The 20,517-nt window shown below is 70.8% G+C and carries 19 protein-coding genes; 9 read left to right on the forward strand and 10 right to left on the reverse strand.

The annotated features are described in order from the left end of the window. Positions 1 to 21: 21 nt before the first annotated feature. The gene (gene sufB / locus RM812_RS10805; protein WP_311572226.1) at positions 22 to 1,443 is read right to left on the reverse strand and encodes a Fe-S cluster assembly protein SufB; all 1,422 of its coding nucleotides are present in this window, start codon (positions 1,441 to 1,443) and stop codon (positions 22 to 24) included. Further along, entirely contained in the window at positions 1,440 to 2,198 is a 759-nt protein-coding gene (locus tag RM812_RS10810) for a helix-turn-helix transcriptional regulator (protein WP_311572227.1), read from the reverse strand. The genes sufB and RM812_RS10810 overlap by 4 nt, the downstream gene beginning before the upstream one ends. Before the next feature lie 160 nt (positions 2,199 to 2,358). On the opposite strand from RM812_RS10810, the gene RM812_RS10815 reads away from it, so the two are divergent. The 4 genes from RM812_RS10815 (at position 2,359) to RM812_RS10830 (ending at position 6,290) form a co-directional block, all read left to right on the forward strand. Next, the gene (locus RM812_RS10815; protein ID WP_311572228.1) at positions 2,359 to 3,147 is read left to right on the forward strand and encodes an aminoglycoside N(3)-acetyltransferase; all 789 of its coding nucleotides are present in this window, start codon (positions 2,359 to 2,361) and stop codon (positions 3,145 to 3,147) included. 353 nt (positions 3,148 to 3,500) lie between these two features. Continuing rightward, complete coding sequence (locus RM812_RS10820; protein WP_311572229.1) at positions 3,501 to 4,424, forward strand: ABC transporter ATP-binding protein; 924 nt, start codon at positions 3,501 to 3,503, stop codon at positions 4,422 to 4,424. Further along, positions 4,421 to 5,197 carry an ABC transporter permease gene (locus RM812_RS10825; protein ID WP_311572230.1) on the forward strand — a complete coding sequence of 259 codons (777 nt, stop codon included), beginning with the start codon at positions 4,421 to 4,423 and terminating at the stop codon, positions 5,195 to 5,197. Before RM812_RS10820 ends, RM812_RS10825 begins: the two co-directional genes overlap by 4 nt. Before the next feature lie 22 nt (positions 5,198 to 5,219). Next, complete coding sequence (locus RM812_RS10830) at positions 5,220 to 6,290, forward strand: COX15/CtaA family protein (protein WP_311572325.1); 1,071 nt, start codon at positions 5,220 to 5,222, stop codon at positions 6,288 to 6,290. Here RM812_RS10830 and RM812_RS10835 read toward each other — a convergent pair. From RM812_RS10835 to RM812_RS10850, 4 genes are all read right to left on the reverse strand, one after another. Beyond that, the gene (locus RM812_RS10835) at positions 6,245 to 6,982 is read right to left on the reverse strand and encodes a nucleotidyltransferase domain-containing protein (RefSeq protein WP_311572231.1); all 738 of its coding nucleotides are present in this window, start codon (positions 6,980 to 6,982) and stop codon (positions 6,245 to 6,247) included. The genes RM812_RS10830 and RM812_RS10835 overlap by 46 nt on opposite strands. 111 nt (positions 6,983 to 7,093) lie before the next feature. After that, positions 7,094 to 8,200 carry an amidohydrolase family protein gene (locus RM812_RS10840; protein ID WP_311572232.1) on the reverse strand — a complete coding sequence of 369 codons (1,107 nt, stop codon included), beginning with the start codon at positions 8,198 to 8,200 and terminating at the stop codon, positions 7,094 to 7,096. Between the two features lie 67 nt (positions 8,201 to 8,267). Then, positions 8,268 to 8,612 carry a hypothetical protein gene (locus RM812_RS10845; protein WP_311572233.1) on the reverse strand — a complete coding sequence of 115 codons (345 nt, stop codon included), beginning with the start codon at positions 8,610 to 8,612 and terminating at the stop codon, positions 8,268 to 8,270. Positions 8,613 to 8,698: 86 nt separating this feature from the next. Then, positions 8,699 to 9,652 carry a heme o synthase gene (locus RM812_RS10850; RefSeq protein WP_311572326.1) on the reverse strand — a complete coding sequence of 318 codons (954 nt, stop codon included), beginning with the start codon at positions 9,650 to 9,652 and terminating at the stop codon, positions 8,699 to 8,701. A 376-nt stretch (positions 9,653 to 10,028) separates the two neighbouring features. Here RM812_RS10850 and tkt point away from each other — a divergent pair, with 376 nt between their 5' ends. Genes tkt through pgl form a run of 5 tightly spaced genes read left to right on the forward strand, consistent with a single transcriptional unit; the run spans position 10,029 to position 16,639 of the window. After that, a complete protein-coding gene (tkt, locus tag RM812_RS10855; RefSeq protein WP_311572234.1) occupies positions 10,029 to 12,131 on the forward strand; it encodes a transketolase in 2,103 nt (700 codons plus the stop codon). Between the two features lie 34 nt (positions 12,132 to 12,165). After that, a complete protein-coding gene (tal, locus tag RM812_RS10860; RefSeq protein WP_311572235.1) occupies positions 12,166 to 13,284 on the forward strand; it encodes a transaldolase in 1,119 nt (372 codons plus the stop codon). 3 nt (positions 13,285 to 13,287) lie between these two features. Beyond that, a complete protein-coding gene (gene zwf, locus RM812_RS10865; protein ID WP_311572236.1) occupies positions 13,288 to 14,811 on the forward strand; it encodes a glucose-6-phosphate dehydrogenase in 1,524 nt (507 codons plus the stop codon). Further along, entirely contained in the window at positions 14,808 to 15,860 is a 1,053-nt protein-coding gene (opcA, locus tag RM812_RS10870) for a glucose-6-phosphate dehydrogenase assembly protein OpcA (RefSeq protein WP_311572237.1), read from the forward strand. Before zwf ends, opcA begins: the two co-directional genes overlap by 4 nt. Further along, entirely contained in the window at positions 15,857 to 16,639 is a 783-nt protein-coding gene (pgl, locus tag RM812_RS10875) for a 6-phosphogluconolactonase (protein ID WP_394816441.1), read from the forward strand. Before opcA ends, pgl begins: the two co-directional genes overlap by 4 nt. A 114-nt stretch (positions 16,640 to 16,753) precedes the next feature. Here pgl and RM812_RS10880 read toward each other — a convergent pair whose 3' ends face one another. The 4 genes from RM812_RS10880 to secG form a co-directional block, all read right to left on the reverse strand. Beyond that, entirely contained in the window at positions 16,754 to 17,740 is a 987-nt protein-coding gene (locus RM812_RS10880; protein ID WP_311572238.1) for a hypothetical protein, read from the reverse strand. 86 nt (positions 17,741 to 17,826) lie between these two features. Continuing rightward, entirely contained in the window at positions 17,827 to 19,479 is a 1,653-nt protein-coding gene (gene pgi / locus RM812_RS10885) for a glucose-6-phosphate isomerase (protein ID WP_311572239.1), read from the reverse strand. Positions 19,480 to 19,664: 185 nt separating this feature from the next. Then, positions 19,665 to 20,000 carry an RNA polymerase-binding protein RbpA gene (locus RM812_RS10890; protein WP_003976875.1) on the reverse strand — a complete coding sequence of 112 codons (336 nt, stop codon included), beginning with the start codon at positions 19,998 to 20,000 and terminating at the stop codon, positions 19,665 to 19,667. A gap of 200 nt (positions 20,001 to 20,200) precedes the next feature. Next, positions 20,201 to 20,431: a preprotein translocase subunit SecG gene (gene secG, locus RM812_RS10895; RefSeq protein WP_311572240.1), complete on the reverse strand. Its 231-nt coding sequence runs from the start codon at positions 20,429 to 20,431 to the stop codon at positions 20,201 to 20,203. Positions 20,432 to 20,517: the final 86 nt, after the last annotated feature.

The following is a 20,517-nucleotide window of genomic DNA, read 5'->3' on the forward strand; positions in this document are numbered from 1 at the left end:
GACTGCTTCGGGGGCGGGTCGTTAACCGACCGCGCCTTCCATCTGCAGCTCGATCAGCCGGTTGAGCTCCAGGGCGTACTCCATGGGCAGCTCCTTGGCGATCGGCTCGACGAAGCCGCGCACGATCATCGCCATCGCCTCGAACTCGCTCAGACCGCGGCTCATCAGGTAGAAGAGCTGGTCCTCGGAGACCTTGGAGACGGTCGCCTCGTGGCCCATGGACACGTCGTCCTCGCGGACGTCCACGTACGGGTACGTGTCGGAGCGCGAGATCGTGTCGACGAGGAGCGCGTCGCAGAGCACGTTCGACTTGGAGCCGTGGGCGCCCTCGCCGATCTCCACGAGACCGCGGTAGGAGGTGCGGCCGCCGCCGCGCGCCACCGACTTGGAGACGATGTTGGAGGAGGTGTTCGGCGCCATGTGGACCATCTTGGAGCCGGCGTCCTGGTGCTGGCCCTCGCCCGCGAAGGCGATGGACAGGGTCTCGCCCTTGGCGTGCTCGCCCATCAGGTAGACGGCCGGGTACTTCATCGTCACCTTGGAGCCGATGTTGCCGTCGATCCACTCCATGGTCGCGCCCTCGTACGCCACGGCGCGCTTGGTGACCAGGTTGTAGACGTTGTTCGACCAGTTCTGGATGGTCGTGTAGCGGCAGCGGGCGTTCTTCTTGACGATGATCTCGACCACGGCGGAGTGGAGCGAGTCGCTCTTGTAGATCGGAGCCGTGCAGCCCTCGACGTAGTGCACGTAGGCACCCTCGTCGACGATGATCAGGGTCCGCTCGAACTGGCCCATGTTCTCCGTGTTGATACGGAAGTAGGCCTGGAGCGGGATCTCCACGTGCACGCCCTTCGGCACGTAGATGAAGGAGCCGCCGGACCACACCGCGCTGTTCAGCGACGCGAACTTGTTGTCACCGACGGGGATGACGGTCCCGAAGTACTCCTTGAAGAGCTCCGGGTGCTCCTTCAGCGCGGTGTCGGTGTCGAGGAAGATGACGCCCTGCTCCTCCAGGTCCTCGCGGATCTGGTGGTAGACGACCTCCGACTCGTACTGGGCCGCGACACCGGCGACGAGGCGCTGCTTCTCCGCCTCCGGGATGCCGAGCTTGTCGTAGGTGTTCTTGATGTCCTCGGGCAGGTCCTCCCAGGACTCCGCCTGCTTCTCCGTGGAGCGCACGAAGTACTTGATGTTGTCGAAGTCGATGCCCGACAGGTCCGAGCCCCAGTTCGGCATGGGCTTCTTCTCGAAGAGGCGCAGGCCCTTGAGGCGGAGCTTGGTCATCCACTCCGGCTCGTTCTTCTTCGCGGAGATGTCGCGGACGACGTCCTCGTCGATGCCGCGCCTGGCAGAGGCGCCGGCCGTGTCGGAGTCGGCCCAGCCGTACTCGTACTTGCCCAGGCCCTCGAGCTCAGGGTGAGCAGTCTCCGTGGGGAGAGTCATGCGGGGTTCCTCCCGGCCGTGCTTGCAGATGCGTTGTCGGTGTTCGTGGACGTGTGCGACGTGTTCGACGCGTGCGAGGTCTTCGGAATGAACGTGGTGCAGACCCCGTCGCCGTGCGCGATGGTCGCGAGCCGCTGCACATGAGTACCGAGCAGCTCGGCGAAAAATTCCGTCTCCGCCTCGCACAGCTGCGGAAACTGCTCGGCGACATGGGCGACCGGGCAGTGGTGCTGGCACAGCTGCTCGCCCTGCTGGGGGCGGGGTGCGCTCCGCGCGGTAGCAGCGTACCCGTCCGCGCTCAGGGCCTTGGCCAGCGCTTCTGTGCGCTTGTCGGGGGCGGCGGACTCGACCGCCCTGCGGTACGCGCCCGCCTGGCCGGCGATCCGGGCACGGGCGAAGGCGGCGATCGCCTGCTCCCCGCCCTCCTGCTCGGCGATCCAGCGCAGGGCGTCCGCGGCCAGCTTGTCGTACGACTGGTCGAAGGCGTCCCGGCCGCAGTCGGTGAGCGCGAAGACCTTGGCGGGCCGCCCGCGCGTGCGCGTGCCGTAGACCCGCTGCTCACGGGCTTCGACCACGTCGTCGGCGACCAGCGCGTCGAGGTGGCGCCGGACCGCGGCCTGGGTCAGACCCAGGCGCCCGGCGAGCTCGGCGACGGTCGACGGCCCGTGGTCCAGGATGGAGCGCGCGACACGGTTGCGGGTGGACCGCTCACCGGTCGCGAGTTCCTCCTGCGGAGCCTCGCCAACGTTTTTCACAACGCCATTGTTGCGTAATTCCGCCGAGACGGGCAAGCCGCGTTCCGATCATCGGACGGTGCCCTGCGTCACTTAGGCAAACCTAATCCGACCTGCGGAAATGATCTCTGATCGATCAATCCGGTGGCGGCCCGGACGGGCCTGCGGGACACTCCCCGGCATGTCCACACCCCCTCCCACCGGCCCACTCGTCACCCGCGGCACGATCGCCGCCGGGCTGCGCGAGCTGGGCGTGCGGACCGGCGACACCCTTCTCGCGCACTCCTCCCTCAGCTCTCTCGGCTGGGTCTGCGGCGGGCCCGTCGCGGTCGTCCAGGGTCTGCTCGACGCGCTCGGTCCGGACGGCACCCTGGTGGTCCCCACCCAGACCGGCGACCTCTCGGACCCGGCGCTGTGGCGGAGCCCGCCGGTGCCCGAGGAGTGGTGGGACCGGGTGCGGGCCGCGATGCCCGTCTACGACCCGCTGATCACGCCCTCACGCGGGGTCGGGGTGGTCCCCGAGACCGTGCGCACCTGGCCGGGCGCCCTGCGCAGCGCCCATCCGCAGACGTCCTTCGCGGCCCTGGGCGCGCGCGCCGCCGAGGTGGTCGCGGGGCACGCGACCGACTGCCGGCTGGGCGAGCGGAGTCCGCTGGCGGCCCTGGAGCGGCTGGACGCCCGGGTGCTGCTGCTGGGCGCGGGCTTCGAGGCGTGCACCGGCTTCCACCTCGCCGAGTACCGGATCCCCTCGCCGCTGGTGGAGGTGGGGCGTCCGGGGCCGGTGGGCTGGGAGCGCGTGACCGAGGTGTCGATCACGTCGGAGCGGTTCGACGAACTGGGGCACGACTTCGAGCGGGACCGGCCCGTCGTACGCGGCCGGGTCGGTGCGGCCGTGGCCCGGCTGTTCCCGCTGGCGGACGCGGTCGCCTACGCGCAACGGTGGCTGCCGGTGCACCGGCCCCGGGAGTGAGGGCGCGGACGACCGCGAGTGCCGTGACCGCCCGCGCACGGTCCCGTGAGCGCCCCGCGCACGAACCGGCGAGCACCGCCGTACGCCGATCCAGTGAGCGCCGCACGACCAACCCCCTGCAAGCACCCCCGGACACGGACCTGCGCCCCCCGGACACGGACCTGCGCGAACGCAGCACACCACCCCGCGAGCGCCCGCGCACGCACGCCGTGGGCGGCGTTCACCGACCCCGTACGCGTCGCACTCCGGCCTGTGACGTCGCCCACCCGCCGGCCCCGTGCGCCCGGTACCTCCGAAGGAGATGCCGCACCCCCGCACCGGAGGACTCGCCCGCGTACCTAGACTCGTGTCCCATGCGAAGCGAGCCCGTCGTCCAGGTCCAGGCCCTGGTGAAGCGGTACGGCACGAAGACCGCGGTGGACGGCCTCGACCTGGCGGCCCGGGCGGGTGTCACCGCCGTGCTCGGCCCCAACGGGGCGGGCAAGACGACCACGGTCGAGACCTGTGAGGGATACCGGAAGCCTGACTCCGGGACCGTGCGCGTCCTCGGTCTGGACCCGCTGCGAGAGGGCCCCGAGCTGCGGCCCCGGATCGGCGTGATGCTCCAGTCAGGCGGTGTGTACTCCGGTGCCCGCGCCGGCGAGATGCTGCGCCACGTCGCGAAACTGCACGCCCACCCGCTGGACGTCGACGCGCTGATCGAGCGGCTCGGCCTGGGCTCGTGCGGCCGGACCACGTACCGCAGGCTCTCCGGCGGCCAGCAGCAGCGGCTCGCCCTCGCGATGGCCGTCGTCGGCCGCCCGGAGCTGGTGTTCCTGGACGAGCCGACCGCCGGCCTGGACCCGCAGGCCCGCCGCGCCACCTGGGACCTGGTACGGGAGCTGCGCGGCGACGGCGTATCGGTGATCCTCACCACCCACCACATGGACGAGGCCGAGCAGCTCGCCGACGACGTCGCCATCATCGACGCCGGCCGGGTCATCGCCCAGGGCTCGCCCGAGGAACTGTGCCGCGGCGGTGCGGAGAACACGCTGCGCTTCTCCGGCCGGCCCGGACTCGACGTCGTCTCCCTGCTCAAGGCCCTCCCCGCGGACTCCTCGGCCGCCGAGCTGACGCCGGGCTCCTACCGCGTCGACGGAAAGGTCGACCCGCAACTGCTCGCCACGGTGACGTCCTGGTGCGCCCAGCACGGCGTGATGCCGGACCGCATCTCGGTGGAGCGGCACACCCTGGAGGACGTTTTCCTGGAACTCACGGGCAAGGAACTGCGCGCATGACGACGACAACCACCGGCACGTACGCGCCGAAGCCCGGCACGGCGCCGCTCGGCCGCATGATCGCCGCCCAGGCCGCGCTCGAGACGAAAATGCTCCTGCGCAACGGCGAGCAGCTGCTGCTGACGGTGATCATCCCGACGCTGCTGCTCGTCCTGTTCAGCTCCGTGGACATCATCGACACCGGCTCCGGAGAGGCCGTCGACTTCCTCGCCCCCGGCATCCTCGCGCTCGCCGTGCTGTCGACGGCGTTCACCGGGCAGGCCATCGCCACCGGCTTCGAGCGCCGGTACGGGGTGCTGAAGCGGCTGGCCGCCTCGCCGCTGCCGCGCTGGGGACTGATGACCGCGAAAACGGTGTCCGTGCTGGTCACCGAGGTCCTCCAGATCGTGCTGCTGACCGTGATCGCCCTCGGGCTGGGCTGGTCGCCGCACGGCAACCCGTTCGCCGTGCTGCTGCTCCTGGTCCTCGGCACGGCCGCCTTCTCCGGGCTCGGGCTGCTCATGGCGGGCACGCTGAAGGCGGAGGCCACGCTGGCCGCCGCCAACCTCGTCTTCCTGCTGCTCCTCGTGGGCGGCGGCGTGATCGTGCCGCTGGAGAAGTTCCCGGACGCCGCGCAGGGCGTGCTGGGGCTGCTGCCGATCTCCGCCCTGTCGGAAGGGCTGCGGGACGTCCTCCAGCGCGGGGCCGCCATGCCATGGGGCGACCTGGGGATTCTCGCCGTGTGGGCGGTCGCCGGGCTCGCGGCGGCCGGGAAGTTCTTCCGCTGGGAGTAGGAACGCGATGCCGGAGACCGCGATGCCGGAGACCGACCCTCGTGAAAGCGTGCACAAGCGGCCGCCTACGATGGACGGCGTGCCAAACGTGACCCGCGCCGATGCCGCAGCCGCTGTGCGCAACCCGCTCGCCTTCATCGCCGCACGCTGGACCCCGGAACCCCGGACGGTCCAGCGCGCGGCCCTCGTGTCGCTCGTCATGTCGGTGATCATCGTGATCACCGGCGGTGCCGTCCGGCTCACCAGCTCCGGACTGGGCTGCCCGACCTGGCCCAAGTGCACCGACGACTCGCTCACCGCGACCAGCGAGATGGGCCTGCACGGCGTCGTCGAGTTCGGCAACCGCCTGCTGACGTACGTGCTGTGTGCCGCGGTCGGCTGGGCGATCATCGCCGCGCGGTCGCAGAAGCCGTACCGCCGCAGCCTCACCCGGCTGGGCTGGGCGCAGTTCTGGGTCGTGATGAGCAACGCGGTCCTCGGCGGGATCGTCGTGCTCGTCGGCCTCAACCCGTACACGGTCGCGGCCCACTTCGCGGCGACGACGGCGCTGATCGCCCTGGCCACGGTGATGTGGCAGCGCACCCGGGAGGGCGACGCGGCACCGCGCCCCCTGGTGGGCAAGGCCGTCCAGCAGCTGGTATGGGTGCTGATCGCCGTCTCCGTACTGCTGATCCTGGTCGGCACGGTGGTCACCGGTGCCGGCCCGCACGCGGGTGACTCCAGCGACGTCCCGCGGATGCCGGTCGACTGGGAGATGGTGAGCAAGGCGCACGCCGTGCTGGCGTGGATCGTGGTGACGCTGACGTTCGCCCTGTGGTTCGTGCTGAAGGCGGTCGACGCGCCCAAGGGCCCGCTGGCCCGCACCCGCGACCTGTTCCTGGTGCTGCTCGCCCAGGGCGTCATCGGCTACGTCCAGTACTTCACCGACCTCCCCGAGGTCCTGGTCGGCCTGCACATGTTCGGCTCGTGCCTGGTGTGGATCGCGGCCCTGCGGGTGCTGCTGGCGCTGCGCGAACGGCCGGAGGAGACGGCGCCCGGGCTGCCGGTTCAGGAGTACGAGGCCACCAGCGTGTCGATGGCCGGACCCAGGTAGCTCCGGGTCAGCTCGCTCCGGCGGGCGGTCCACTCCTCGGTGGGCCGGGCGGGGTTCCCGTACCGGCGCCGCGTGATGTCCTCGACGACCTCGCCGGGCGCGCCCAGGGCGGGCAGCTCGTCCAGGGCCTCCCGCTTGGTGATCAGGCGGTCCTCGCGCAGCGTGACGGTGGCGCGGGCGAAGGTGAGCAGGCCCAGGTCGACCCAGACGTCCTGCCGCCACAGCTCTGCCCTGCGCACGCTCGGCCGCCAGAATTCCCGCTGGTCGCGGACGACGAACCCCGCCAGTTCCGGCTCCGCCACCGGCGGCAGCAGCTGCGCGGGCGACGCGCCGTGCAGGACGCGGCCGAAGCTGTGGAGTTCGCGCCGGGTGACCGGGGTGACCGTCCGTTTGAAAAGCTGCTGGTGGGCCCAGGTGAGGTGCCGCGCCTCGGGGTCGGCGGCGGTGTCGGGCGACAGGTAGGTGCAGTGCAGCAGCCCGGCCAGCGGGTGGGTGCGCAGGCGGGCGTGGAGCAGCCCGAGCCGCCAGGCCGTGCGGGCCGTGGCCGGTCGGGGCAGGACCGCGATCAGGTCCAGGTCGCTGCGGCCCTCCTGGTAGTCGCCGGCGCCCAGTGAACCGTGCGCCCAGACGGCGACGGGGTCCAGAGGCGTGAGGCCGGTGAGGAAGCGGTCGAGCAAGGCGTCGGTCTGCATTCGCCCAGTGTCGCCGACGCCCTCCGGTCCGTACACCCGTCACCGTCGGCCGTACGCCCGTCGCTCATTCCGGTCCGTACGCCCGTCTCCTCACTGCGGGCCGTTCATCCGTCACTCCAGGCCGTACACCCGTCCGGCGTTGTCCGAGGCGATCAGTCCCGCCACCCGCTGCGCGTCCCCGAGGGACCACGCCCCCTCGGCCACCCAGGCGCCCAGCACCCGCCCGAGGGCCTCGCGGAACAGCCGGGCGGCGACCACGTGCAGCTCGGGCAGGCCCTGGGCGCCGCTGGAGAACAGGATCTTGCCGAAGGGGGCCAGTTCCAGGATCTCGGCGAGGACGGTCGCGGCCCGCGCGCCGGTGCGCACCAGGGCGGCGCCCGAGTCGGCGTAGACGTGCGGGAAGACGCCGGCGAGGTGGGCGGCGTGGCGGTGGTAGGGGTAGCCGTGCAGGAGGACCAGGTCGGTGCCGAGTCCGGCGGTGGCCCGTACGAAGTCCGTGAGCAGGACCGGGTCGGTGCGGTCGATGCGCAGACCCGGCTCGCCGAGACCCGCGTGGAGCTGGAGCGGCCGGCCCGAGGCGACGGCGATCCACAGCAGGTGGCGCAGCAGCACCGGGTCGCTCAGCTCGCCGCCGACCTCACGTCCCGTCAGCCAGCGGGCCGCGGCGCCGCGCACCTCCCCCGGACCGGGCGGTTCCGGTGCGAGCGCCAGACCGTGCCGTACGCCCGCGACCGAGGTGAAGGCGACCGCGCCGGCGGCGGCGCCGTGCACGGCCTCGGCGAGGTTGGCGAGGAAGGAGTCGACGGTGCCGGAGGTGTCGGCGACCTGCTCGGCCAGCAGTTCCAGGCGGACGATCTCGTGGGCGTCGGCGGCCGCGGCACAGGCCATCTCCGCGGGGCCGGTGAGGTCGCCGGGCAGACCCGCGTCGACCAGGTAGGTGGTGATGCCGCTGCCCCGCAGCAGTCTGCGGTCGGCCTCCATGACGCCGAGCTCGCGGCGCCGGGCCAGATAGCGGGCCGGCGGGCAGTGCGGTTCCAGACCGAGCAGGGGCGGGCACCAACGCCGTACCGCGAAGCCGGTCTGGGTGTCGAACAGGGTGGTGCCCGGCGCGGGCGGACCCTCGGTGCGGGCCAGCTGGGCCTCGAAGGTGCCGAGACCCAGCTCCGTTCTCAGGACGCCGTGGCAGTACTGGTCCACCAGGGACGGCGTTTCGATCATCCGGACTCCCCGTGATGGGACCGTGCGCCTTACGGCTTTCCTACGGTCCTAACGGGTGAACCCGGCGTCAGGTGTTGCTCGGCCCGCCCACCTGGATGCCTGCCATGCGGGACCACTCGTAGGGGCCCGTCGTCACCTTGGCCGCGAACTCGCCGTCGAAGTCCTCGTGGACGGTGACCCCGGACTTCTCCACCGCCTTGCGAGCCGTGTCGTAGGAGCGCGCGACGAGGTCGCCCCAGCCGCCGTCCTCGCCGACGAGCACGATCCGGGCACCGCGCTCACCGAGGTGGGCCACCTGGGCCTCGGCGCCGCCGTGCGCCTTGGAGAAGGAGTCGATCCACCGGGCGAGCCTGGCCGCCTGGCGCTCGGCCCTCCGGTCGGCCCTCGCGTCAACCTGCTGCGTGTCTGCCATGAACAGGATGCTACCGACGGGTAGATCAAACGGCGACGGGCGGGGTGCGTGGCCTTGACCACGCACCCCGCCCGTCCCGGTGGTCCTCAGCGGAGGAAGGGATCCACCGCGACCGCCAGGAACAGCACCGACACGTAGGTGATGGACCAGTGGAACAGCCGCATCTCCTTGAGCTTGCCGCCCGTCACCTCGGCCTTGGCACGGTTCTGCAGCCCGTGCGCCTCCCACAGCCACATGCCGCCGGCCAGCAGGGCGACCGCCGTGTAGAACCAGCCGGTGTAACCCAGCGGCGTCAGCAGCAGCGACACCACGACCATCACCCAGCTGTAGATGACGATCTGCCGGGCCACGACCTTGTTGGAGGCGATGACCGGGAGCATGGGCACGCCCACGCGCGCGTAGTCCTCCTTGACCTTCATGGACAGCGGCCAGTAGTGCGGCGGCGTCCAGAAGAACATCACCCCGAAGAGGATGACGGGCGCCCAGGACATCGAGTTGGTCACGGCCGACCAGCCGATGAGCACCGGCAGACAGCCCGCGATGCCGCCCCAGACGATGTTCTGCGAGGTACGGCGCTTGAGGATCATCGTGTAGACGACGACGTAGAAGAGGAGCGCGCCGAGCGAGAGCCAGGCCGACAGCCAGTTGACGGTGAACCCGAACAGCAGGGTCGAGACGATGGCCAGGGTGATGCCGAAAGCGAGGCATTCGGCCGGACTGACCATGCCGGTCACGAGCGGGCGCTGCGACGTGCGGTCCATCAGCGCGTCGATGTCGCGGTCGATGTACATGTTCAGCGCGTTGGCGCCGCCCGCGGACAGGTAGCCGCCGACGCAGGTCAACAGCACCAGCTTCAGATCCGGAACACCCTGCTCGGCGAGGAACATCACCGGAACGGTGGTGATCAGCAGAAGCTCGATGATCCGTGGCTTGGTCAGCGCCACGAACGCCTTGACACGGGCCCCGAACGGCCGGTGACTCGGGCTCTGGCTCGTCCCGATAACCCCCGCAGGACGGGATTCAACGGCCGTCACGCACACCCCTGACAGAGACATCCCAGCGAACCCTCCCCGTATGAAGTGACGGTAAAGGCTCGCGCGTACCACGCCACTTTAGACGTTGCCCATACCTCGGCCTTCGCGGGGGTGGGGTCGTGTTGGCGGACGTGCTCCGACGTGCGTTCGGGGCGTCGATCGAGCAGTCAGATGAGCGGCTCCGTATTCACTTGCCAAATGCCGTTTCGCCCAGTCGACAGGCGGATCCAGGAGAGTCCCGGCAGTCTGGTTTCCAGGGGAAAAACGCTCGTACTCACGGGGGTAGGCTCAACAACGGCCGGCCGCCGCACGGACGCGCCGGCAGCCGGTGGGCGCCCACGTGCACCGGCATCCGACATGTGGAGAGGAGCCCTGACTCAGGGTGAGCACCAAGCCGACCACCACAGACCTCGAGTGGACCGAACTGGACCAGCGGGCCGTGGACACCGCCCGCGTCCTGGCCGCCGATGCCGTACAGAAGGTTGGCAACGGCCATCCGGGTACGGCGATGAGCCTGGCGCCCGCCGCCTACACCCTCTTCCAGAAGGTGATGCGGCACGACCCGGCCGACGCGAACTGGGTCGGACGCGACCGTTTCGTGCTGTCCGCCGGCCACTCGTCCCTGACCCTCTACACCCAGCTGTACCTGGCCGGCTTCGGCCTGGAGCTGGCGGACCTGGAGTCCTTCCGCACCTGGGGCTCCAAGACCCCCGGCCACCCGGAGTACGGCCACACCACGGGCGTGGAGACCACGACCGGTCCGCTGGGCCAGGGTGTCGCCAACGCGGTGGGCATGGCGATGGCCGCCCGCTACGAGCGCGGTCTGTTCGACCCGGAGGCCGCCGAGGGCACCTCCCCGTTCGACCACTTCGTCTACTGCATCGCCGGTGACGGCTGCCTCCAGGAGGGAATCTCCGCCGAGGCGTCCTCCCTCGCGGGCCACCAGAAGCTCGGCAACCTGGTCCTGCTGTGGGACGACAACCACATCTCGATCGAGGGCGACACCGAGACCGCCGTCTCCGAGGACACCGTCAAGCGGTACGAGGCCTACGGCTGGCACGTGCAGCGCGTCGCCCCGAAGGCGGACGGGGACCTGGACCCGAACGCGATCTACGCGGCGATCCAGGAGGCGAAGAAGGTCACCGACCGTCCGTCCTTCATCGCCATGCGCTCGATCATCGCCTGGCCCGCCCCGAACGCGCAGAACACCGAGGCCGCGCACGGCTCGGCGCTCGGCGACGACGAGGTCGCGGCCACCAAGCGCGTCCTCGGCTTCGACCCGGAGAAGTCCTTCGAGGTCTCCGACGAGGTCATCGGCCACACCCGGCAGGCGCTGGAGCGCGGCCAGGCCGCCCGCGCCGTGTGGGAGAAGACCTTCCAGCAGTGGCGGGACAACAACCCCGAGCGCGCCGCCGAGTACGACCGGATCGCCAAGGGCGAGCTGCCCACGGGCTGGGAGGAGAAGATCCCGGTCTTCGAGACCGGCAAGGGTGTCGCCACCCGTGCCGCCTCCGGCAAGGTCCTCCAGGCGCTCGGCGCGGTCATCCCCGAGCTGTGGGGCGGCTCGTCCGACCTGGCCGGCTCGAACAACACCACGATCGACAAGACGTCGTCGTTCCTCCCGGCCGGCAACCCGCTGCCCGAGGCGGACCCGTACGGCCGCACCATCCACTTCGGCATCCGCGAGCACGCGATGGCCGCGGAGATGAACGGCATCGCGCTGCACGGCAACACCCGCATCTACGGCGGCACCTTCCTGGTGTTCTCCGACTACATGCGCAACGCCGTCCGCCTGTCCGCGCTGATGCACCTGCCGGTGACGTACGTGTGGACCCACGACTCCATCGGCCTCGGTGAGGACGGCCCGACCCACCAGCCGGTCGAGCACCTCGCCTCGCTGCGCGCCATCCCGGGCCTGAACGTGGTCCGCCCGGCCGACGCCAACGAGACCGCCGTCGCCTGGCGCGAGATCCTGCGCCGCTGGACGAAGGAGTTCGGCAAGGGCCAGCCGCACGGCCTCGCCCTGACCCGCCAGGGCGTGCCGACGTACGAGCCCAACGAGGACGCGGCCAAGGGCGGCTACGTGCTGTTCGAGGCCGAAGGTTCCGAAGGGCAGAGCGCGGAGCCCCAGGTCGTCCTGATCGCCACCGGCTCCGAGGTGCACGTCGCCGTCGAGGCGCGCGAGCGGCTCCAGGCCGACGGTGTGCCCACCCGCGTGGTGTCCATGCCGTGCGTCGAGTGGTTCGAGCAGCAGGACCAGGGGTACCGGGACACCGTCCTGTCCCCGTCCGTGAAGGCCCGTGTCGCGGTCGAGGCCGGCATCGGTCTCACCTGGCACAAGTACGTCGGGGACGCCGGCCGCATCGTTTCCCTGGAGCACTTCGGTGCTTCGGCGGACGGCAAGCTCCTCTTCCAGGAGTTCGGTTTCACTGCCGAGAACGTGGCCGCCGCTGCCCGGGAATCGCTGACCGCGGCTCAGCGCTGACGCTCACACACGACACGTAGGAGATGCATTTTCCATGACAGACGCACTCAAGCGCCTCTCCGATGAAGGCGTCGCGATCTGGCTGGACGACCTGTCGCGCAAGCGGATCACGTCCGGCAACCTCGCCGAGCTGATCGACCAGCAGCACGTCGTGGGCGTCACCACCAACCCGTCGATCTTCCAGAAGGCGATCTCCCAGGGCGACGGCTACGACCAGCAGCTCTCCGACCTCGCCGCCCGCGAGGTCACCGTCGAAGAGGCCATCCGGATGATCACCACGGCGGACGTCCGCGACGCCGCCGACATCCTGCGCCCCGTCTTCGACAGCACCGGGGGCAAGGACGGCCGGGTCTCCATCGAGGTCGACCCGCGCCTGGCGCACCACACCAAGGCGACGGTGGCCGAGGCCAAGCAGCTCGCCTGGCTGGTGGACCGGCCGAACACCTTCATCAAGATCCCGGCCACCGAGGCGGGCCTGCCGGCGATCGCCGAGACCATCGGTCTGGGCATCAGCGTCAACGTCACGCTGATCTTCTCGCTGGAGCGCTACCGCAAGGTCATGGACGCCTTCCTCACCGGCCTGGAGAAGGCCAAGGAGCGCGGCCTCGACCTGTCGCGGATCCACTCGGTGGCGTCCTTCTTCGTGTCCCGCGTGGACACCGAGATCGACAAGCGGATCGACGCGCTCGGCACCGACGAGGCCAAGGCCCTGCGCGGCAAGGCCGCCGTCGCCAACGCCCGCCTCGCCTACCAGGCGTACGAGGAGGTCTTCGCCTCCGACCGCTGGGCCGCCCTGGAGAAGGCCGGCGCCAACAAGCAGCGTCCGCTGTGGGCGTCGACCGGCGTGAAGGACAAGGCGTACAGCGACACCATGTACGTCACCGACCTGGTCGCACCCAACACGGTGAACACCATGCCGGAGGCCACGCTGCTGGCCACCGAGGACCACGGCGAGATCACCGGCGACACCGTCGCCGGCACCTACGCGCAGGCCCGCGCCGACCTCGACGCGGTCGAGAAGCTCGGGATCTCCTACGACGAGGTGGTCCAGCTCCTGGAGGACGAGGGCGTCGAGAAGTTCGAGGCGGCCTGGAACGACCTGTTGAAGTCGACGGAGGCGGAGCTCAAGCGCCTCGCTCCCTCGGAGGGCTAGAAATTGTCAAGCAGCAACCCGCTGCGTGACCCCGCAGACCGACGGCTCCCGCGTATCGCGGGGCCGTCGGGTCTGGTCATTTTCGGCGTCACCGGTGATCTGTCCCGCAAGAAGCTCATGCCCGCCGTGTACGACCTCGCCAACCGGGGTCTGCTGCCGCCGGGCTTCTCGCTCGTCGGGTTCGCCCGCCGCGACTGGGAGCACGAGGACTTCGCCCAGGTCGTGCACGACGCCGTCAAGGAGCACTCCCGTACTCCGTTCCGCGAGGAGGTCTGGCAGCAGCTCATCCAGGGAATGCGCTTCGTCCAGGGCACCTTCGACGACGACGAGGCGTTCGAGCGGCTGCGCGGCACCATCGAGGAGCTGGACAAGGCGCAGGGCACGGGCGGCAACTTCGCCTTCTACCTCTCGGTGCCGCCGAAGTCCTTCCCGGTGGTCATCCAGCAGCTGAAGAAGCACGGTCTCGCCGACCAGTCGAGCGGCTCCTGGCGCCGCGCGGTGATCGAGAAGCCGTTCGGCCACGACCTGAAGTCGGCCGAGGAGCTCAACGCGATCGTCCACGAGGTCTTCGGCTCCGACCAGGTCTTCCGCATCGACCACTACCTGGGCAAGGAGACCGTCCAGAACATCCTGGCGCTGCGGTTCGCCAACACGATGTTCGAGCCGATCTGGAACCGGTCCTACGTGGACCACGTGCAGATCACCATGGCCGAGGACATCGGCATCGGCGGCCGGGCCGGCTACTACGACGGCATCGGCGCGGCCCGCGACGTCATCCAGAACCACCTGCTCCAGCTGCTCGCGCTGACCGCGATGGAGGAGCCCGCCTCCTTCGACGCCGACGCGCTGGCCGCCGAGAAGACCAAGGTGCTCGGCGCGGTCCGCCTCCCCAAGGACCTGGGCCGGGACACCGTGCGCGGGCAGTACGCGGCCGGCTGGCAGGGCGGCGCGAAGGTCATCGGCTACCTCGAAGAGGACGGCATCGACCCCAGGTCGAAGACCGACACCTACGCCGCGATCAAGGTGGGGATCGACAACCGCCGCTGGGCGGGCGTCCCCTTCTACCTGCGCACCGGCAAGCGCCTCGGCCGCCGGGTCACGGAGATCGCGGTCGTCTTCCAGCGCGCCCCGCACTCCCCCTTCGACACGACGGCCACCGAGGAACTCGGGCAGAACGCGATCGTCATCCGCGTCCAGCCCGACGAGGGCGTCACCGTCCGCTTCGGCTCCAAGGTGCCCGGCACCTCGATGGAGATCCGGGACGTGTCGATGGACTTCGCGTACGGCGAGTCCTTCACGGAGTCCAGCCCCGAGGCGTACGAGCGCCTCATCCTCGACGTGCTGCTGGGCGACGCGAACCTCTTCCCGCGCACCGAGGAGGTCGAGCTGTCCTGGAAGATCCTCGACCCGATCGAGGAGTACTGGGACCGGCACGGCACCCCGGCCCAGTACCCGGCCGGTACCTGGGGCCCCGAAGAGGCGGACGACATGCTCGAGCGAGACGGACGGAGCTGGCGCCGGCCATGAAGACAGACCTCACGGACACCACGGCGAGCAAGATCAACAAGGCGCTGGTGCTGGGCCGCCGGGCCATCGGCACGCCGGCCATCGGCATGGTGCTCACCCTGGTCATCGTCACCGACGAGGAGAACGCCTACGACGCGCTGAAGGCCGCGAGCGACGCCGCGCACGAGCACCCCTCGCGCACGCTGGTGGTCATCAAGCGCGTCTCGCGCTCGCCCCGGGACCGCACCCGGTCCCGGCTGGACGCCGAGGTGCGCCTCGGCACCGACGCGGGCACCGGCGAGACGGTGGTGCTCCGGCTGTACGGCGACGTGGTCGACCACGCCCAGTCGGTGGTCCTGCCGCTGCTGCTGCCGGACGCGCCGGTCGTGGTCTGGTGGCCGGTGAACGCGCCGCTGGACCCGGCCGGGGACCCGCTGGGCGCGCTGGCCCAGCGCCGGGTCACCGACACCTACGCCTGCGAGGACCCCGTACGGGAGCTGGCCGCCCGGGCCGCCGCCTACACGCCCGGCGACACCGACCTGTCCTGGACCCGCATCACGCCGTGGCGCTCGATGCTGGCGGCGGCCCTGGACCAGGTCGACTGCCAGGTGCAGGAGGTCGAGGTCGAGGGCGAGGAGCACAACCCGAGCTGCGAACTGCTGGCGATGTGGCTGGCGGACCGGCTGGACGTGCCGGTGCGGCGCACCGCGTCCGGCGGACCGGGTCTGACCGCGGTCCGGTTGGACACCGACTGCGGTCCGGTCGTCCTGGACCGGGCCGACGGTTCGCTCGCGACCCTGTCCATCCAGGGCCAGCCGGCCCGCGCGGTGGCGCTCAAGCGCCGCGAGACGGCCGAGCTGATCGCGGAGGAGCTGCGGCGCCTCGACCCGGACGACACGTACGCCTCGGCGCTGCGGTTCGGGGTGGACCGGCTGAACGCACCGGCCAAAGGGGAGGCCGGGACCGAGCGCGCGGTCGCGGTCACCGCTCCCGTCACGACGGCTGCGAAAGCTCCCGCGAAGGACGCGGCGCAGGAGAAGGCACCGGTGAGGAAGGCGGCGGCGAAGTGAGCACCCCCCAGCTGGTCGTGCACCGCGACAAGGAGCTGATGGCCGAGGCCGCGGCGGCCCGGCTGATCACGAAGATCGTGGACGCGCAGGCCTCCCGGGGCTCGGCGTCCGTGGTCCTGACCGGTGGCCGCAACGGCAACGGGCTGCTGGCCGCGCTCGCGGGGTCACCGGCCCGGGACGCCGTCGACTGGAGCCGCCTCGACCTGTGGTGGGGCGACGAGCGCTTCCTGCCGGAGGGCGACCCGGAGCGCAACATCACCCAGGCGCGCCAGGCGCTGCTGGACTCCGTGCCGCTGGACCCGAAGCGGGTGCACGCGATGGCGGCGTCGGACGGTCCGCACGGTTCGGACGTGGAGGCCGCGGCGGCGGCCTACGCGGCGGAGCTGGCCGGCGCGGCCGTCCCCGAGAACCACGCCGCGGTGCCCAGCTTCGACGTCCTGCTGCTGGGCGTCGGCCCGGACACGCACGTGGCGTCGCTCTTCCCGGAGCATCCGGGGGTGCGGGAGACCGAGCGCACGGTGATCGGCGTCCACGGCTCCCCCAAGCCGCCGCCGACCCGCATCTCGCTGACCCTGCCGGCCATCCGCGCGGCCCGTGAGGTGTGGCTGCTCGCGGCGGGCGAGGACAAGGCGAACGCGGTCGCGATGGCCCTCTCGGGCGCGGGCGAGATCCAGGCCCCGGCGGCGGGGGCGCGGGGCCGCGCCCGCACCCTGTGGCTCCTGGACACGTCAGCGGCCTCGCAGTTGCCGAGGTCGTTGTATCCGCCGGCGTCGGCCTGAGACCGCTGTCCCCTGGCGAGGAACGCCGGGTCCCCGCGTGACGGGGGCCCGGCGTTCTGCCTTCGGCCTCGGGGACCGGTTGCCCTCCCGGAGGCCGGTCGTGGAGGGCGCGGGTCAGGGGGCGCCGGGGCCCGGGTGGTACGGCCTGCCGTGGCCGTACGGGTTCGGCGGCGCCGGCGGCGCGTAGGGGTGGCTCGGCGGAGGCGGCGTGTGGGGCGCGTACGGGTTGCCGTGCGGAGGCATGGGGGGCGGCGCGTACGGGGGGTGGCCCGGCGCCGGGGGGTGCGGCGCGTACGGGTTGCCCTGCGGCGGTACGTGAGGTGCCGTGGGCGGGATGGGCCCGGGCGCGCCGGGGACCGGGGGCTGGGCGGCCGGATGGGTACCCAGGCGGATGCCGTAGCGCCGCTTGAGCCGCCCCATCTCCAGCAGCGCGATCGTCGTGACCGTCACCGGCGCGCCCAGGATGAAGACGATGCCCATCGTGAGGCTCAACCCGTGCAGGTCTCCCGTGATCAGGTCAGGGAGGGCCATCAGCCAGGTCGTCACCGTGGCCAGCAGCGGCGGCAGGCAGCGGTGCACGACCGCGGTGCCGAAGAAGTTGCCCGAGATCCGGAAGGCCCCGGCACCCACGAACCCGACCATCCACAGCGCGATGAAGCCGACCGGCAGGGCCGCCACTCCGCCCATCGAGCCGGTCCACTGGAGCAGCACGACCGTGGCGACGACCGAGCCGATGAACAGCAGGAGCAGCTTCAGTGAGTTCAGCAGTGGTTCCCGCAGCCGGCGCACGGTGCCGGTGCGCCGCCAGACGTAGAGCATCACGCCGACGGTCAGCGGAGTGAGGAGCAGCAGGACGGCGGACGCGGTCAGGGCGTTCTCCAGCAGCTCCGTGAGGGCGAAGCCGCCCTCGACGAAGGTGTAGACCCCGAGGGAGGCAACGGCCCCGGCGATGACCCGGACGCGCTTGAGCTGTTCCACCGACGGGTCCACGGCCTCCGGGATCCAGGCCGGATGGAACATCGCCCGCGCCACGCGGTGGGGTTTCAGGAAGGACCGGGTGGTCAGTGTTCCGCCTGTCCAACTTCCCTGCGTACGTGTCACCTTGTGCTCCCCCGAGCGAACGCGGTCATGATCGCCGGGGATTCTACGGGAAGCGGACGGCGTACCGCCGCCCGCTTCCCGCCCGCTCAACTCCGGCCGCGCAGCTCCCGGTAGGCGGTGACCAGCGCCTTGGTGGAGGGGTCGAGCCCGGGGACGTCGGCGCCTTCGGTGAGGGCGGGTTCGACGCGCTTGGCCAGCACCTTGCCGAGCTCGACGCCCCACTGGTCGAAGGAGTCGATGTTCCACACCGCGCCCTGCACGAACACCTTGTGCTCGTACAGCGCGACGAGCTGGCCGAGCACCGAGGGGGTCAGCTCGCGGGCCAGGATCGTGGTCGTCGGGTGGTTGCCCCGGAACGTCTTGTGCGGGACCAGCTCCTCCGGCACGCCCTCGGCCCGCACCTCGTCGGGGGTCTTGCCGAAGGCCAGCGCCTGGGTCTGCGCGAAGAAGTTGGCCATCAGCAGGTCGTGCTGGGCCTTCAGTTCGTCGCTCAGCTCGGCGACCGGCTCGGCGAAGCCGATGAAGTCCGCCGGGATCAGCTTGGTGCCCTGGTGGATCAACTGGTAGTAGGCGTGCTGCCCGTTGGTGCCCGGCGTGCCCCAGACCACCGGCCCGGTCTGCCACTGCACCGGACGCCCGTCGCGGTCGACGGACTTGCCGTTGGACTCCATGTCGAGCTGCTGGAGGTAGGCGGTGAACTTCGACAGGTAGTGCGAGTACGGCAGCACCGCGTGCGACTGGGCGTCGTGGAAGTTGCCGTACCAGATACCCAGCAGGCCCAGCAGCAGCGGCACGTTGGACTCGGCGGGGGCGGTGCGGAAGTGCTCGTCGACGAGGTGGAAGCCGTCGAGCATCTCCCGGAAGCGGTCCGGGCCGATGGCGATCATCAGGGACAGGCCGATCGCCGAGTCGTAGGAGTACCGTCCGCCGACCCAGTCCCAGAACTCGAACATGTTGGCCGTGTCGATGCCGAAGTCGGCGACCTTCTCGGCGTTCGTCGACAGGGCGACGAAGTGCTTGGCGACCGCCTTCTCGTCACCGAGCGCGTTCAGCAGCCAGGTCCGGGCGGAGGTGGCGTTGGTGACCGTCTCGATGGTGGTGAAGGTCTTGGAGGCGATGACGAACAGCGTCTCGGCCGGGTCGAGGTCGCGGACCGCCTCGTGCAGGTCGGCGCCGTCGACGTTGGAGACGAAACGGACCGTCAGCTCGCGGTCGGTGAAGGCGCGCAGCACCTCGTAGGCCATGGCGGGGCCCAGGTCGGAGCCGCCGATGCCGACGTTGACGACGTTCCTGATGCGCTTGCCGGTGTGGCCCTTCCACTCCCCGGAGCGGACCCGGTCGGCGAAGTCGGCCATCTTGTCGAGCACGGCGTGGACCTTGGGGACGACGTTCTCGCCGTCGACCTCGACGACCGCGTCACGCGGGGCGCGCAGCGCGGTGTGCAGCACGGCCCGGTCCTCGGTGGTGTTGATCTTCTCGCCGCGGAACATGGCGTCGCGCAGTCCGAACACGTCGGTGGCGGCGGCCAGCTCCCTCAGGAGCCGCAGGGTCTCGTCGGTGACGAGGTGCTTGGAGTAGTCGACGTACAGGTCGCCCACGCGGAGGGTGAAGCCGGTGCCGCGGCCCGGGTCGGCGGCGAACAGCTCGCGCAGCCGCACCTCGCCGAGCTTCTCGCGGTGCCCCGCCAGCGCGGTCCATTCGGGCGTCTGGTCGAGCCTGGTACGGCCGTCTGCGTTCATGTCGGACTTCAGCCTTCTTCCTTTGTGTCCCAGCTGTCCCGGCTGTTTCCAACCTAGTTGATCAGCGGTGAGAAGGCCGAAGGAGACAGACGGCGCCGGACAGGGACGGAAGGAGGGGGAAGGCGGCGGAGTGCGGCGGGCGGCGAATCCGGCGGCGGCCGGAGCGGGGCCGCCGGGCGGTACCGCTAGATCTCGCCCCGCAGTTTGGCGAGCGCCTCGGCGAGGATCGCCTCGCCGTCCGCGTCGCTGCGGCGCTCGCGCACATACGCCAGGTGGGTCTTGTAGGGCTCGGTGCGCGGCGGGTCCGGCGGGTTGTCCCGGTCCTGTCCGGCCGGGAAGCCGCAGCGCGGGCAGTCCCAGGTCTCCGGGACCTGTGCGTCGCTCGCGAAGCTCGGCTGCGTCTCGTGTCCGTTGGAGCACCAGAAGGAGATGCGCAGACGCGGTGCGGACTCGCCGCGCTCGGCCTCGCCCATCGGCCCCGCCCCGACCCGGCTTCCCCGGATCGCGTTGCCACTTGCCACGGTCGTAACTCCCTGCGTGATGGTGCCGCAAAGCGAGTCGGCGTCTCGCTTCGCTGCGAGCGCCTCAGTCTACGTAAGGCCCAACGCGCGTCCAGTGATTGGAGTTACAAGGGGACTCGCTCAGGCGCAAGCCCCATGATAGGCGGCGCCGTGGAGCGCGTACCGAACATGGGGCTTTACGTGCGGAAGTGCGTGCCGGGTCAGGTGTTCGCCTTCATCAGAAGGGCGAGCACGATGATGCACGCGAACCACAGCAGACCGACCACCACGGTGATCCGGTCGAGGTTGCGCTCGGCGACCGAGGAGCCGCCGACGGACGACTGCATGCCGCCACCGAACATGTCGGAGAGGCCGCCGCCCTTTCCCTTGTGCATCAGCACCAGCAGCATCAGCAGCCCGCTGAAGACGATCAGGGCGATCGAGAACCCCATAACCACGGCTGGACCAACTTCCTCGGCTTCGGATGAACGACGGGGGCACGGTGACAGCAGGCCACCATGCCCCCGCAAGGGTACGA

It is taken from the genome of Streptomyces lancefieldiae (assembly GCF_031845825.1).
GTDB lineage: Bacteria > Actinomycetota > Actinomycetes > Streptomycetales > Streptomycetaceae > Streptomyces > Streptomyces lancefieldiae.

What these genes read in the sequence shown, in the direction of transcription:
- sufB (WP_311572226.1), bottom strand. Translation starts at nt 1,443, where the DNA reads ATGACTCTCCCCACGGAGACTGCTCACCCTGAGCTCGAGGGCCTGGGC.
- RM812_RS10815 (WP_311572228.1), top strand. Translation starts at nt 2,359, where the DNA reads ATGTCCACACCCCCTCCCACCGGCCCACTCGTCACCCGCGGCACGATC.
- RM812_RS10820 (WP_311572229.1), top strand. Translation starts at nt 3,501, where the DNA reads ATGCGAAGCGAGCCCGTCGTCCAGGTCCAGGCCCTGGTGAAGCGGTAC.
- RM812_RS10825 (WP_311572230.1), top strand. Translation starts at nt 4,421, where the DNA reads ATGACGACGACAACCACCGGCACGTACGCGCCGAAGCCCGGCACGGCG.
- RM812_RS10830 (WP_311572325.1), top strand. Translation starts at nt 5,220, where the DNA reads ATGCCGGAGACCGACCCTCGTGAAAGCGTGCACAAGCGGCCGCCTACG.
- RM812_RS10835 (WP_311572231.1), bottom strand. Translation starts at nt 6,982, where the DNA reads ATGCAGACCGACGCCTTGCTCGACCGCTTCCTCACCGGCCTCACGCCT.
- RM812_RS10840 (WP_311572232.1), bottom strand. Translation starts at nt 8,200, where the DNA reads ATGATCGAAACGCCGTCCCTGGTGGACCAGTACTGCCACGGCGTCCTG.
- RM812_RS10845 (WP_311572233.1), bottom strand. Translation starts at nt 8,612, where the DNA reads ATGGCAGACACGCAGCAGGTTGACGCGAGGGCCGACCGGAGGGCCGAG.
- tal (WP_311572235.1), top strand. Translation starts at nt 12,166, where the DNA reads ATGACAGACGCACTCAAGCGCCTCTCCGATGAAGGCGTCGCGATCTGG.
- opcA (WP_311572237.1), top strand. Translation starts at nt 14,808, where the DNA reads ATGAAGACAGACCTCACGGACACCACGGCGAGCAAGATCAACAAGGCG.
- pgi (WP_311572239.1), bottom strand. Translation starts at nt 19,479, where the DNA reads ATGAACGCAGACGGCCGTACCAGGCTCGACCAGACGCCCGAATGGACC.
- secG (WP_311572240.1), bottom strand. Translation starts at nt 20,431, where the DNA reads ATGGGGTTCTCGATCGCCCTGATCGTCTTCAGCGGGCTGCTGATGCTG.